This is a genomic window from Chitinophaga sp. LS1, from assembly GCF_034274695.1.
Classification (GTDB): Bacteria; Bacteroidota; Bacteroidia; order Chitinophagales; family Chitinophagaceae; genus Chitinophaga.
Window position 1 is genome coordinate 438,216 of the sequence record NZ_CP128362.1, and the last position, 15,340, is coordinate 453,555.

12 protein-coding genes are annotated in these 15,340 nt (G+C 44.1%); 2 read left to right on the forward strand and 10 right to left on the reverse strand.

Annotated elements, in window-relative coordinates; genetic code table 11:
* Nucleotides 1–186 precede the first annotated feature (186 nt).
* Nucleotides 187–1,644 (reverse strand): alpha-L-fucosidase, encoded by a 1,458-nt coding sequence (locus QQL36_RS01845; protein WP_321568694.1) that lies wholly within the window; start codon nt 1,642–1,644, stop codon nt 187–189.
* 2 nt (nt 1,645–1,646) lie between these two features.
* Entirely contained in the window at nt 1,647–4,181 is a 2,535-nt protein-coding gene (locus tag QQL36_RS01850) for a beta-mannosidase (protein ID WP_083720287.1), read from the reverse strand.
* 139 nt (nt 4,182–4,320) lie between these two features.
* Between QQL36_RS01850 and QQL36_RS01855 the strand changes: the two genes are divergently transcribed.
* Entirely contained in the window at nt 4,321–4,500 is a 180-nt protein-coding gene (locus tag QQL36_RS01855; protein ID WP_321568695.1) for a DUF6728 family protein, read from the forward strand.
* Between the two features lie 113 nt (nt 4,501–4,613).
* Here QQL36_RS01855 and lpxB read toward each other — a convergent pair whose 3' ends face one another.
* The 7 genes from lpxB to metG all read right to left on the reverse strand — a co-directional run bounded on the left by lpxB (nt 4,614) and on the right by metG (nt 13,333).
* On the reverse strand, nt 4,614–5,723 hold the full coding sequence (gene lpxB, locus QQL36_RS01860) for a lipid-A-disaccharide synthase (RefSeq protein ID WP_321568696.1): 1,110 nt from the start codon (nt 5,721–5,723) through the stop codon (nt 4,614–4,616).
* Between the two features lie 96 nt (nt 5,724–5,819).
* Complete coding sequence (locus QQL36_RS01865) at nt 5,820–6,125, reverse strand: hypothetical protein (RefSeq protein ID WP_083720284.1); 306 nt, start codon at nt 6,123–6,125, stop codon at nt 5,820–5,822.
* A 51-nt stretch (nt 6,126–6,176) separates the two neighbouring features.
* Complete coding sequence (gene surE, locus QQL36_RS01870; RefSeq protein WP_083720283.1) at nt 6,177–6,947, reverse strand: 5'/3'-nucleotidase SurE; 771 nt, start codon at nt 6,945–6,947, stop codon at nt 6,177–6,179.
* A gap of 93 nt (nt 6,948–7,040) precedes the next feature.
* Complete coding sequence (locus QQL36_RS01875; RefSeq protein ID WP_321568697.1) at nt 7,041–7,820, reverse strand: ABC transporter permease; 780 nt, start codon at nt 7,818–7,820, stop codon at nt 7,041–7,043.
* Between the two features lie 4 nt (nt 7,821–7,824).
* Entirely contained in the window at nt 7,825–8,712 is an 888-nt protein-coding gene (locus tag QQL36_RS01880; RefSeq protein ID WP_083720281.1) for an ABC transporter ATP-binding protein, read from the reverse strand.
* 15 nt (nt 8,713–8,727) lie between these two features.
* Nucleotides 8,728–11,127, reverse strand: coding sequence for a 3-hydroxyacyl-CoA dehydrogenase/enoyl-CoA hydratase family protein (locus tag QQL36_RS01885; protein WP_321568698.1), 2,400 nt, complete (start codon nt 11,125–11,127; stop codon nt 8,728–8,730).
* Between the two features lie 112 nt (nt 11,128–11,239).
* Entirely contained in the window at nt 11,240–13,333 is a 2,094-nt protein-coding gene (metG, locus tag QQL36_RS01890) for a methionine--tRNA ligase (RefSeq protein ID WP_321570533.1), read from the reverse strand.
* Between the two features lie 127 nt (nt 13,334–13,460).
* Between metG and QQL36_RS01895 the strand changes: the two genes are divergently transcribed.
* A complete protein-coding gene (locus QQL36_RS01895; RefSeq protein WP_321568699.1) occupies nt 13,461–14,369 on the forward strand; it encodes an LD-carboxypeptidase in 909 nt (302 codons plus the stop codon).
* Between the two features lie 175 nt (nt 14,370–14,544).
* Here QQL36_RS01895 and QQL36_RS01900 read toward each other — a convergent pair whose 3' ends face one another.
* Nucleotides 14,545–15,333: an alpha/beta hydrolase gene (locus tag QQL36_RS01900; protein ID WP_083720277.1), complete on the reverse strand. Its 789-nt coding sequence runs from the start codon at nt 15,331–15,333 to the stop codon at nt 14,545–14,547.
* Nucleotides 15,334–15,340 lie beyond the last annotated feature (7 nt).

Below are 15,340 nucleotides of genomic sequence, written 5' to 3' on the forward strand. Positions count from 1 at the left end.
TTTAGTTAATAAGAAGTTATTGATCAGAAATACTCGCTCAAGACAACAGATGTAACGGTTTTGAATTAGGGTTACTCAAAATGGTATTCTAAATATCGAATTTATAATATGTCATTACTCATATTAACAAAAAAAATGGCCACCAGTTCACCGGCGGCCATTTTTTTAAAGTTTTTTTTATCCAGCTCAGGATGCAACTGCAGAAATTCTGATAGCTATAGCATGCTGAAAACCTTTTTTCTGTAACGCAGCCGGGATTGTGATAGTGGTAATATCACCAGTTACTTTCCAGCTCAGTTTTTCTTTCGCACCCAGCATTTCCAGCTTAGCACCTTTAGCAGGTGTCAGCCCCTTAAATGCAATGTTAGCCGGCAATTGCTCATCTTTATCCAGCAGGTATATCGCATATACACTGCCGTCTTTCTTCCGTGTAAAACATACTTTTCCATCTTTATACGGAGCAACAGATTTTGTGGCATAGATCGCATCACCATTTACATGCATCCATGCACCAATAGCAGTCATGGTTGTATACGCCTCGTCGTGCAACTGACCATCAGGACCCGGACCTACGTTCAGCAGGTAGTTACCACCTTTTGCCACGATGTCGATCAGGTGATGGATCAGTTCATTCACAGATTTGTAATGATCGTTCGGTACATAAGACCAGCTATTCGCCATGGTCATACAGGTTTCCCATGGGTAATCCAGTGGTTTGTCAGGAATCTGCTGCTCTGGAGTACGATAGTTTTCGTTCGGACCATGTACCTCGCGGTCTACCACGATCAGACCTGGCTGGTGTGTACGCGCCATGGCCGCAATACCATCCATGTCAATATCTTCATCCTGCTTGATCATTTTTTCACCGGTTTCAGCGGCGGTAATGTCTGCAGCAGATTTTTTATCCTGTTTACGAGGACGTACCCAGCCACCATCTAACCACAGGATGTCAATTTTACCATAACCTGTCATTAGTTCTTCGATCTGGTTGTAGGTATACTGACGAAAAGCTTTCCAGCGATCAGGATATTTACTTACATCATAGTTTACATGCCTGTCTTTGGGTGGAAAGTAAGACCACCAATAGTCCTGGCTATGCCAGTCAGGTTTGGAGAAGTAAGCACCTGCGTGCAAACCTTCTTTGCGGAAAGCTTCAAATACTTCTTTAGCAATGTTTGAACGGGGATCTTTTCCGAATGCAAAGTTTGGATTGGATACTTTGTAATCAGTTTGTTTGGTATCAAACATACAGAAACCGTCGTGGTGCTTGGTAGTGAATACTACGTATTTCATACCTGCATCCTTTGCCGCTTTTGCCCATTTGGAAGGGTCGAACTTTGTAGGATTGAAAGTTTTACCCAGTTCTTCATACTTTTTCACATAGTCATAGTATGGAATACCGTATGGCTGACGTTGTGTCCATCCTTCATCTTCAGGACAGATGCTCCATGATTCTACAATACCCATTTGAGAATATGCCCCCCAATGGATCAGCATACCGAATTTCCAGTCAGACCACTCTTCCAGGTTCTGTTGAACGGCTTTGTCTGTAGGTGGGATGTAGGGTGGAATTTGTTGGTGCTGCGCACTGGCTGAACCTATTAGCAATAGTGCGCTGCTTAAAAGCATACAAAGTTTTCGCATGTTTAATTTTTAAATGTATCTCTGAGACTTATAACCTTTATCTTATCCATTAGCGGTGCCGCTAATTTGTTGAGCCATATATCCTTCGTCTGGCCAGGCAGCAGATCAAAATAGTTATCGCTAAAAGTCAATTCCGGATCTTCACATTGCAGGTATACGTTCTTTGCAAGTTGAGTCGCCGTTACCAAAATATGGAGAGCCAGGGTATCATCATTCGCCACTTCTATTTTCAATCCAGGGTCCGGTAATATTAGATCTTTGGTTTTAGCAAAATAATATACATTCTCACTTAATAACTTATCACTATTTACCACTTTCGTATAGAATATTACCTTTCCGGTGTCTGCCGGCTGCAAAATAGTGTTCAATGGTATTTCGTGAACAATGGTACTTTTGTTACCTTCTATATTAATATTCACTGATTTTTCCCACAAAATCTTGCCGCCAAAGTCCATTAGTTTCATTTCGAGTTTTGCCTTGCGGTCTTTATTTTCATCAGAAATAAGATAAGTCTTTAAGTTACCATTTTTTACGATATTGCTCACTAACAATGGTTCATATGCCTTCTTTACAAAGAACTGCATGGCTTTCCAGCGACCGTAATAATCAATACCTGACCAGGATGGGCCAGGCCAACAATCATCTAACTGCCAGTACAGCGTACCCATACAAAAAGGCATGGCCCTACGATGCGCTTCGATACCCATTTTCATACCTTCTGCCTGCAATACATGATTCACATACAGGAAGAATTCAAAATTTGTAGGTTCTTTATAATAATGTAAGAGATAAGTCCTGATAGCAGCATTCCCCCTGTTGAAACTCTTTTGGTGTGATAACATCACAGGAGAATATATATCTCTATCCTGCGCTGATGTAAACCGCTTTACTGTCTGGATATCAGGGAAAGACTGAAAACCATATTCACTCATAAACCTTGGAATATGTTCTTCAAAAGCTTCGAACCATTCCATACCATGCCACACCCCCCAATAGTGATTATCACCAATAGTGAAATCTTCTTTGGTACCCCAGTTGCTAATAGGTGATGATGGGAAATAAAATCTGTCTGCATCATATTGCTGAATGATTTTTGGTAGCTGCACTTTGAAGAGTTCATCATACCCAGCTCTCATATCCGCCCATTGTTTTTCTGTATAGCCATACCCTTCTTTCCAACCCCAATGATCAATCGCAACACCTATCTCATTATTACCACACCACAGTGCAAGTGAAGGATGATTACGTAGACGGGTAATGTTAGCACCCAGTTCCGCTTCCACATTTTTCAGAATTTTTGATGTAGGATAAGTTGAACAGGCAAAGAGTAAATCCTGCCATACCAGTATACCATATCTATCCGCGAAATCATAGAAACGGTCATCTTCATAAATACCACCACCCCACACACGAACCATGTTGAAATTGGACACCTTCATATCATTGAACAACTTTGCATACCTTTCTGTAGTTACACGCGGCAGGAAGTTATCCAACGGAATGTAATCAGCACCTTTCATAAATACAGGCCGTCCATTTACTTTTACATAAAAGCTCACACCCATACTGTCAGGTTTATTCACCACTTCTATCGTGCGCAGACCGATGTTCAATGCACGTGATTGTAACAATTCATTTCCATCGTAGAGAGATACCTTCACTTTATATAAGTACGGATCGCCTAAGCCGTTAGGCCACCAGCGACGTGGGTTTGAGATAGTAAAAGAGGCAGATAAAGTATCTCCTTCGAATGGTTTAGTAATGGTGGAAAATAGCTTGTCAGGGCTTTCTATTTTAATAGTGTACTTCTTTTTTGCGGCTGTCTGGAATTTCAGTTTCGCCAGTATCACCGCTGATTTATCAGTCAGTTGTTTTTGCTTAAGATATACATCTTCAATACTTACTTTATCTCCATATTCCAAATACACAGGCCGCCATATACCTGATGTCACTAATCTTGGCCCCCAGTCCCATCCATAATGATAAGGTGCTTTTCTCGCATACACACTCAAAGGAATATCACTCGCATCATTACCTGCAGGATAGATCACATCATCATGTAAGAAGTTGTTCATATCATGCCTGATAGGACTGTAGAAAACAAGACGCAAAGTATTGTCCCCTTCTTTTACCTTTTGCTTAATTTGTGCCTTAAGTGGTACAAACATATTGGAACTGGTAGCAATAGAATCGCCATTGATGAAGATAGCTGCATAAGTATCCAGACCTTTAAAATCCAGCGCAAGCCAGTCGTGCTGTAACATCTCTTTTGTTACAGTAAAAGAGGTTTGGTATTGCCAGTTTTTCTTATCCACCCATTGTACCGACTTTTCATTCATACCAACGTAGGGATCAGGAATGAGATGGTGGGCCATCAGGTCAGTGTGGACGGTGCCTGGCACGGTAGCTGAGCGCCATGCAGTGTCGTCAGTGCTTGAGAATTTCCAGTCTTTGTTTAGTTCAATTTGCTGGAAAGACTGTGCTCCTGCTGTGGCCGTAAGCAGGCACAGGCAGGCAATATTCACATAACGTCTCATTATTGAAATTGATTATTTTTTTTGCATTCAAACCTGCTGCCGCAGGTCTTTTCATTGTCCAAAGAAATGCCCATTAGGCATCAGCCCAAAATGAGATTTCTTCCTTGCTGCCGCAGGCCTTTTCAATTATCTTTGTTGCATGAAAAGCATATGGCAACAAATACTCCGTTATCTCTACATAGGTAAAAAAGATAAAAGCTCGCCGAATACGACAAGTGTAAAACTCATGCACGGCATGAACCGGATTTCTATCCTGGTCTTCCTTTTTGCATTAATTGTATTCGCGATTAAAATGATTTTTTTCAGACATCATCACTAAGCAGGTTTCCTACCTACATAAAACCTTAAACACTTCCTGCATAAAGCAGATCTACTTCCCGCATTTAGTACACCTACTGCCTGCCCGAAGTACCTATCGCCTGCCTTAACCGCTTACTTTCCTTGCCTCGCCTCTTCCACAATCACCTCAGCGGTCCTTCTGCTCGCCTTCTTCTCCCCTAACTTAGTCCAGAGCTGGCTATAATCTTCTTTAATCCGCTGGCGGGTAGCATCATCCTCCAGCAATAACGTCAACTCCCTGAGCAGGTTCTCCTCTGTCAGGTCATTTTGAATTAACTCTGTTACAACTGGTTTATCCATCACAAGATTCACCAGTGAAATATATTTTACCTTAATCAGCCGCTTGGCAAAGAAATACGATACGGCACTTCCTTTATAACATACCACCTCCGGCACACCGAACAATGCTGTTTCCAATGTAGCTGTCCCCGAAGTGACCAATGCCGCCTTCGCCTGTCTTAACAAGGCATAGGTTTGATTTTTTACTGTAGATACATTTGGGTGTGCACCTGTCAACTCCTGCATAAAAGCATCATCCAGGCTAGGCGCCTGCGCCACCACAAACTGATACTGGGGAAAATGCTTCGCCATCGTCAGCATAATCGGCAACTTCACACGCACCTCCTGTCTCCTGCTCCCCGGCAATATCGCAATGATAGGTTTATCAGCAATTACCGGCTCTGCCGGTGCATCTTTGGCCGCTTTGACCACCTCTACCAATGGGTGACCTACATATTCAACAGGATACGCCCATTTGTTGTAAAAGTCCTGCTCAAAAGGCAGGATACAAAGCATTTTATCAACAGATTTCTTGATCTTCTTCACCCTGTTCTCCTTCCAGGCCCATACCTGCGGAGAAATATAGAATACAATCTTATACCCTAAAGGCTTCGCCCACTCTGCAATACGCAGGTTGAAACCAGCATAGTCAATCAATACTAATACATCTGGCTGATAAGCAGCAATATCCTGCTTACACCATTCCATATTACGCAATACGGTACGCAGGTTCATCACTACCTCTATAAACCCCATGAAAGCGAGATCCTTATAATGCTTTACGACCGTTCCCCCGGCTTGTGCCATCAGATCCCCGCCCCAGCAGCGGATATCCGCGTTGGTATCGAGTTGTTTTAACTGTTTGATCAGATTACTGCCATGGAGGTCACCGGAGGCCTCACCTGCTATTATGTAATATTTCATTTTATCATTAAATCAGCCAGAGGCAAATATATGGCATAAAAAAGAACGGTTTCACCTGATGGCGAAACCGTTCTTTTTATTTTAATTAAATTTCTCTTACCCATGCAATATCTTCAACAAAATAATCAGAATCGCATACAACATCGTCACCAGAAAAATCCCCTTCGCCGTCACATCTCTCTTAATCCTTGTATACAAATAAAACACCAGCCCATTCAACAACAAACAAATACTGATCAACTTCGGTTGCATCTGCTTATTATCACTTATCATCGTGAAAAACTCTCCCAGGCTTATATGCCTCGGCATCATCACAAAAAATACATAGTACAGGAAAAAAGCAATAACCGGGGTAAAGACCCCCAATATAATGCCCAAAGGAAGATTATCTTTTCTAAACATAAATAACTGTTATAATGTGCGGTGATTTGGGTTTTCTAGCGCTAATGCTTATTATTTCCAGATTTTCTCTAATTCTTTTTTCATTTTATAATCCGTCAGATCAAACTGTACAGGCACCAGCGACGCATAGTTATTCGCCAACGCCCACACATCCGTATCATCTCCATTATCCCTGTTTGTAAACTCTCCCGTCAGCCAGTAATATTTCTTCCCTCTAGGATCCCTTCTCTCATCAAAGGTCTCCACATATTTCGCATCTGCCTGTCTGACCACCTTCACTCCTTTGAACTCTGCCTTTTGCACAATAGGTATATTCACATTTAACAATGTTCCCCCCGGCAACGCTGATTCCAGCATCTGCTTTGCCACGGAATGAGCCACCTCCTTACACAAAGAGAAGTCAGCATCAAAACTATAATCCAGGTAAGAGAATCCTACTGATGGAACACCCTCTATCGCTGCTTCCATGGCTGCAGACATAGTGCCTGAATAGATAACATTGATAGAATGGTTCGCGCCATGATTAATACCGCTCACACATAGATCCGGTAATCCATGCAATATCTTATCCCTCGCCAGCTTTACACAGTCCGCCGGTGTACCGGAACACTGCCAGGCCTCTACCCCTTCAAAAATATCCACAGGATCCAGTCTCAAAGGTACCCCGATCGTGATCGCATGCCCTTTACCCGATTGCGGGCTATCTGGCGCTACCACCACTACTTTACCCAGCGGTTTTACCGCTTCTATCAACGCTTTGATACCCGGAGCCGTAACCCCATCGTCATTTGTCACTAAGATGATCTTTTCCTTCTTCGCCACTGTATTAATTATTTTAATCCTTAATAGTCATTCTCTTCTGACAACAAATTTAATATTCTTAAATATATTACCTTGATAAAGAATGTTAATTTCTTAATAATCTACCTTTAGCATCCTTCTGCATGTGAGCCCTATAAACAGTGCGATGTACAGGATTATTGTGATTTCGTACACGCCATGACCATAATCAGCACTGCTCGGCAGCACTTTATCCACCACCGGGAAAGGCAATAACTCATCTCCCGCCTGCAAAGGCAACAATCCCCCAATCGGCCCGAAAAAGTGCTTCACCCCCACTGTCAGCAACTGTTCCAGCACCATGGCATACCCCAGGTAGATCACCGTGGCCAGTCCGGACCGCTTGATAAACATACCCAACAGCAATGCCAGTGACAACGACACCAGCACCTGCAAAAAATAGAAGAACAGAAACTGTACTCCCTCAAAGCTAAAATTAAAAGCGCTATAAGCAGTGCCAAAAGCAATAGCTGTTATAAAACTCACCACAAACGCTATCAGGGACAGGGCTACTACCCAGAAAACCTTTGACAACACCAGATCCATCCGTTCCCAGCCGTCAATCACCTGTTGCCGGTGGGTTTTATAAGAAAATTCATTTGTCACCAGCGTCACCAGGAGCAATCCAAAGATGACGGAGGTAAAGCTATTCACATTCGCCACCGTCTGCCATACCACAGGAAAATCATAAAAGTTCTTCCCCAGCAGATCTGTAGCCTGCTTGGGTATCCGACTCACCACATCCGCTACGATCATATTGGATGCAGGGATCACGATGATGGCCAGTATCAGTAAAATCCAGAATGTCCGGTAGTTCTTTACCTTCAGCCATTCTATTCTTATTATGTTCAGCATAACTTCAGTTTTGTGTCATTTCAAGGAAAGCTGATTCCAGACTCTTCCTCCTTACCTGTAAATGATTGAGCCAGATGCCCTGTCCTGCCAGCCAGCTATTCAGCTCTCCGGGATCTACAACACCGTTGAAAAACACTTGCAACACGCCATCCCCTATCGACAAATTCCCAAACATGGGATGCTGCCTGATTAAAACCTCCAATCCATTCATATCACTACTCCCGATCTCCACAAAATCCTCTCTCACCATCACCGTATTCACAGGTCCTGATGTCAGCAACTTTCCTTTTTGCAAAACAGCCACATGGGTACACACCTTTTCCACTTCATCCAGCAGGTGACTGGCCATAATAATGGTCTTCCCCGATTGCGCCAGTTGTTTGATCAATCCCCTGACTTCTGCAATCCCTGCGGGATCCAGACCATTGGAAGGTTCATCCAGGATCAGTACATCCGGGTCTCCCAGCAAGGTATTGGCAATTGCCAGCCGTTGCTTCATGCCCAGGGAATAAGTTTTGAATGCAGCATGTTGCCGGGCAGTTAACCCCGCAATCTCCAGCACCCGGGCAATGTCCTTTTCATCCCGCTGTTTCACAGCTGCTGTAATCTGTAAATTCCTGAACCCCGACAGGTAGTGATAGAAGTTGGGGGTTTCCAGCAAAGTGCCGATCTGTCGCCTTTGCGTTGCAGTGGGTAGCTGGTCAAACAAGGTAAAGTCCCCGGTATCCGCTTTCAATACATCCGTCACAATACCTAACAGCGTGGTCTTGCCACTTCCGTTAGGACCAAGAATACCAAAAACACTGCCGCGAGGCACCTCAAAGGAGACCTCGCGCAGCGCTTGTAGGGAACCATATCTTTTTGAAATGTTCCGAAGTGTAAGTATAGACATAAGTTATATGGTGCGCTAATTCCGTATGGGTTTGCCGGTTTTGATCACGCTTTGCAATCTTTCCAGCGTCTTTCGTTCACCAGCCAGGCTCAAAAACGCCTCTCTTTCCAGGTCCAGCAGGTACTGTTCGCTTACTACACTGGCCTCTGTCAGGTCACCGCCACACATCACGTAAGCCAGTTTACCGGCAATTTTTGAATCATGATCAGAGATATAATTACCAAACCGCATACTATGTATGCCGGTCAGCAACATGCCTAAGGCTCCACGCCCCAGCACCTTAATATCTTTGCGTTCTATAGGACGGGTATATCCTTCTTCTGCTATTTGCAGTACACTACGCTTCGCATCTGCAATCAACCTTGACTGGTTCATGGTGATCTCGTCATGACCAGCTCTCAGTATACCCAGGTCAAAAGCTTCTTTGCCAGAGGTACTTACTTTCGCCATAGCGATCGCCATAAAACGATCTTTCAGCGGCTCTTCTTCAATCCTGCCTTCTTTAAATTCATCACTGGCCCTCACCGTCATTTCCTTTGTACCACCACCTCCAGGTATCAGGCCCACACCCAGTTCTACCAGTCCGATATAAGATTCAGCAGCTGCCTGTACTTTATCTGCATGCAAACACATTTCACAACCACCACCTAACGTCAACGCATGTGGCGCCACGATCGTTGGAATGGAAGAATAGCGCAGTCGCATCGTTGTTTTCTGGAACAATCTCACGGCCATATCCAACTCATCATATTCCTGCTCAGCCGCAAGCATGAAGATCATGCCCACATTTGCACCTGCAGAAAAATTCGCCCCTTCATTGGCTAAGATCAAGCCACGGAAATCTTTTTCCGCACGATCAATCGCTTTATTCACACCTTCCAGCACTTCCCCACCAATGGTGTTCATCTTGGTTTTCCAATCAAGGGTCACAATACCATCACCAATATCATACAGGGTACATGCACTGTTTTTCCACACGACATTACCAGAGAGATTTTCGAGGATGACGAACGTGTCTGCACCAGGCAGTACTTTATAATCCTGGGTAGTAATATCGTAATAATATTTCTTACCGTTTTCTACTTTATAGAAATGTTTGATGCCTTTGGCCAGCATCTCCTGCACCCACTTCGCTACCTTGATATCTTTTTCAGACATCGCCTGCACTGTCTTTTCCACCCCCAGCAGATCCCAGGTTTCAAAAGCACCAATCTCCCAGCCAAAGCCGGCTTTCATGGCATCATCTACCTTATACAGATCGTCTGCTATTTCAGGGAGACGATTAGAAATATAAGCAAACAATAACGTGTGAAACTGTTGGTAAAACTGTCCTGCCTTATCTGTAGCCGCTGCCAGCATACGCAGACGTTGCTTCAGATCTTCCACGGGTTTGGCCGCTTCCAGACTGGCAAATTTGGGTCGCTGTTTAGGACCATATTCCATTGTTTTCAGGTTCAGGGTTAAGATCTCCTTGCCCCCTTCGCCTTTGGTCTTTTTGTAAAAGCCCTGTCCCGTTTTATCACCCAGCCACTTGTTTTCCACAACTTTTTCAAGGAATGGAGGAATCACAAAAATGTCGATGGCTTCATCATCCGGACAATTCTCTTTTACCCCCTTCGCCACCTTCACAAGGGTATCAATCCCCACCACATCAGCAGTACGGAAAGTAGCAGATTTGGGTCTGCCGATGACCGGACCAGTGAGTGTATCTACTTCATCAATATTCAGGTCCATCTCCTGCATAATGTGGAAAATGGCCATGATAGAAAATACCCCAACCCTATTTGCAATAAAGGCAGGCGTATCCTTACAGAGCACGGTCGTTTTACCCAGGTACAGGTCTCCGTACTCCATCAGGAAACTGATGATGGCCGGGTCTGTATGTGGAGTAGGAATAATTTCAAGTAAACGCAGGTAACGGGGAGGGTTAAAAAAGTGAGTACCGCAGAAATGTTTCTGGAAGTCTTCACTCCTGCCTTCCGCCATCAGGTGAATAGGAATGCCGGAAGTATTGGACGTAATCAACGTACCCGGTTTCCGGAATTTCTCCACCTGCTCAAAAACGGATTTCTTCACGTCCAGGTTCTCTACCACAACTTCAATGATCCAGTCTACGTTGGCAATCTGGGACATGTCGTCAGTAAAGTTTCCGGTACGAATCAGTTTTACAACCTCCTTCGTGTACACAGGGGAAGGATTCGATTTTAACGTGGATTGCAGAGCATCGTTGACAATACGGTTTCTTACCGCTTTGCTTTCGAGGGACAAACCTTTGGCCTTTTCTGCATCATTGAGTTCTTTGGGGGCTATATCCAGCAACAATACCTGTACGCCTATCCCGGCAAAATGAGCTGCAATACGGGAACCCATCACGCCAGAACCTAAAACGGCCACCTTATGGATGTGTCTTTTCATAGAACGCGTAATTTTTTATCGGTAAATGAATATAGGATATTATGCCGATATCCTGCATAAAAAACCCTCCGGTGATGAGCCGGAGGGTATCTATCTTATTACATATCAAATGTTATCTCACTTCACTTCCTGGTGCAGTTTCCACATCAGGATTTACAAATACGAGCTTGCCAGCTGCATCTTCCGCCATCAGGATCATACCCTGGCTATCGATCCCCTTCATTTTACGGGGAGCCAGGTTAGCCACCAGTGTTACCTGTTTGCCAATGATTTCTTCAGGTGTATAGTGCAGGGCAATACCGGAAACTACGGTACGTTTTTCTGTACCGATATCTACCAGTAATTTCAGCAGTTTATCTGCTTTCTTTACTTTTTCAGCCTCAACGATGGTACCTACGCGGAGGTCCAGTTTTGCGAAATCGTCGTATTGAATATCGTCCTTTACAGGAGCTGGTTCCGCAGCAGGAGCTGCTTCAACAGGCTTAACTAAGCCAGCATGTAATTTTTCCACTTGTTCCTGGATTTTAGCGTCTTCAATTCTGGTGAACAAGTATTGCGGTTCACGCATTGCATAACCAGTATTTACCAGTTTCAGGCTACCTGCATTTTCCCATTCCAACATACGGTCTACCACTTTCAGCATATGGCAGATCTTTTTGGCAGTACCAGGCATGAATGGATTGGACAAGATAGCCAGGTTAGCTGTCAGCTGTAAGCATAAATGTATACAGTTGTCAATCAGTTTCTGATTTCCTTCCTGCTTTCCTTTACTCGCCAATGTCCATGGTGCTTTACCTTGCAGGTATTGGTTGCCAAAACGGGATACATTCATCACCTCCGCCAGCGCTTCCCTGAAACGATAGTTTTCCAGAGACTCCTCAATTTTCCTTTTGGATTCCATCACGGTGCTCAGTACTCTGTCATCTGCATCATCCTTCACATCCATGTGGAAAGGAGGCACCTTACCATTGCAGAATTTGTGAGTCAACACGAGGGTACGATTCACAAAGTTGCTAAAGTTATCCGTCAGTTCGTTGTTATTGCGATCTTGGAAATCTTTCCAAGAAAAGTCATTATCCTTCGTCTCCGGTGCAGTCGCACACAGTACATAACGCAGAATATCTTCCTGACCAGGAAAATCCTTCACATAATCATGCACCCACACCGCCCAGTTACGTGAAGTAGAGATCTTATCTCCTTCAATGTTCAGGAACTCATTCGCAGGTACATTCTCAGGCAATACAAATCCGCCATGCGCTTTCAGCATGGATGGGAATATGATACAGTGGAATACGATATTATCTTTTCCAATAAAGTGTACCAGCTTGGAATCTTCTTTACACCAGTAATCTTCCCAGTTAGGCGTCAGTTCTTTGGTCGCAGAGATATACCCAATCGGTGCATCGAACCATACGTACAATACCTTTCCTTCTGCATCAGGCAGCGGAACTTTAATCCCCCACTCACTGTCACGGGTCATGGCGCGGCTCTGCAAACCACTGTCCAGCCAGCTTTTACACTGACCATACACATTGTTTTTCCATTCCTTATGACCTTCCAGCAACCACTCTTTCAGGAATGGTTCATAATTCTGGAGTGGCATGTACCAATGTTTGGTTTTCTTCTTCACAGGCACCGCATCACTCAGGGTAGAGCGTGGTGAAATCAGGTCGTCAGGACTGAGACTCGTACCACAGCGTTCGCACTGGTCACCATATGCATTAGGATTACCACATTTAGGGCAGGTACCTACTATATATCTGTCAGCCAGGAATACCTTGGCCACATCGTCATAGAATTGTTCAGTCTCCTTTTCTTCAAACAGGCCATCGTCGTACATCTTCTTAAAGAAGGCTGCAGCGGTTTCATGATGGATTTGTTTGGTGGTACGGGAAAAGATATCAAAAGAGATGCCCATATCAGCAAAGCTTTCGGAAATGATCTTATGATACTTGTCCACAATATCCTGTGGCGTTACACCTTCTTTCAGGGCTTTGATGAGAATGGGAACTCCATGCTCATCGGTGCCCCCAATGAATTTGACATCTGCTTTCTTTGCACGCAGGTAGCGCACATAGATATCAGCAGGGAGGTAACAACCCGCCAGGTGACCAATATGAACTGGTCCGTTGGCATAAGGCAGGGCAGCCGTGATTAGATATCTGTTAAATTTTGCCATGTTAACTGAAATAATCTTGAAATCTATTTTATCCTTTTGGAAGAGCGAAAAGTATTTATCAACTTAGCCCTGTTAAAACTCCCAGCAAAAAAGTGGGGCTTGTCTCGCGAATTCGTCATTCGCAGGTTGCAAAGGTAACTTAAAGCGTAGAACAATGAAAATTCCTCCATATCTGAAAAAAGGTGACCTTATAGGCGTCACCTGTAGTAGTAGTAAAATGGATTTACAGGCAGCAGAATATGCAGCTGGCGTATTCACCTCCTGGGGATACCGTGTACACCTGGGTATCACGGTGGGCACCAGTTTTCACAACTTTTCCGCACCTGATGAGCTGAGGCTGGAAGAGCTACAGGATATGCTGGATGATCCGGAAATCAAAGCGATCGTTTTTGGCCGTGGTGGTTATGGCATGATTTGTCTGCTGGATCAGTTGGATTTCAGGAAGTTCCGCAAGCATCCCAAATGGATATGTGGTTATAGCGATGTAACTGCCCTCCATGGACATATTCACCGGCAATATGGCATTCCTACACTCCATTCTGTGATGTGTAGCGGCATCCGCCCTGAAACTGTGGAAAATGTGTATGTAGAAAGTCTGCGCCTGGCCCTGAGAGGAAAAAACTACAGATACAGCTTTGAGCCACATGCCCTGAACCGCACTGGCAAAGCATCCGGCCAGCTCATTGGTGGCAATCTCACATTGCTGGCCAACCTGTCAGGCACCGTTTCTCAACCTGATACCAAGGGTAAAATACTGGTACTGGAAGATGTAGGTGAATATCGCTATAGAGTAGATGGAATGATGCACAACCTGAAAAGAGCGGGTTGGCTCGATAAACTGGCAGGCTTAGTAGTGGGTACATTTACAGACCCGCAGGAAACAACTACGCCTTTCGGTCAGAATGAATATGAGATTATACACAATATTGTAAAGGATTATGAATACCCGGTGGCATATGGATTTCCGGTAGGTCATACCCATGAGAATTATACATTGAAACTGGGTGTCACGCATGATTTGCAAATCGGCGAAAAAACCTGCAAACTAATAGATCGTTCATAAATTTTAAGGACACTTCTCTAAAAGCCGGCCGCTCTTAAATTCGCAATTTTAAAAGCGCTAGAAGCCGGTCGCTATTGCATTAGCTCCTCTAAAAGCCGGCTGCAGGCCTCATTCCAATAAAAAATGCCCGTGCCGAAGGCAGGAGCATTTTTTATTGGAATATTTATTTAATAATTTATTTCACCAATCCTTCAACTGTCTTTCCAAACAGCGGATACTCCTTCAAATTATTATGCCCTGCACCTGGAATCGTAATAAAACTATCCCCCTTCTTAAAATACTCCTTCAACTTCATCCCCGACTCATAAGGCACCGTCCTATCATCCGTACCATGAATTATCGTAACCGGCGCCGTCACTTTCTGCAAATATTCATTCGTCGGAAACTTATAATTCAACATAAACCCATACGGATAAATCGGCGCCATCTTCATCGCCATATCCGTCAGATTATAATAAGGCGCCTCCAATACAAGTCGCTTACAATCCCTGATACTAGCCAGTTGCGCAGCAATGCCTGTACCCAAAGACCTCCCATAAATGATAATACTATCCGGAGAAAAACGAGACCTCGCCACCTGGTACATCTGCAATGCATCCGCATACAGATCATCTTCCGTCAATGGACCCGTACTCTTACCAAAACCAGGATAATCCATCATCAACACCTCATACCCATGTTTGGCAAAGTACTGACTCACGTAAGCATAATAAGATACATTCTGTGCATTCCCATGAAAATACACCACAATCCCTTTGGGCTGTTCAGCTTTAAAAAGGATCGCATTGATGGTAGTCTTGTCATTCACCCTGATATTCATCTCCTGAAACGGCACATCAAAATGATAGGTAGCATCAGCTGCCGTTACAATCGGATGGAAGATCAGTTTCTTCTGAAAAAAGTACAGGAGTGCACCAGCCAATACATACACCACTAAGATCCAGGTTAATACCTTTCTAAACATGTAAGTT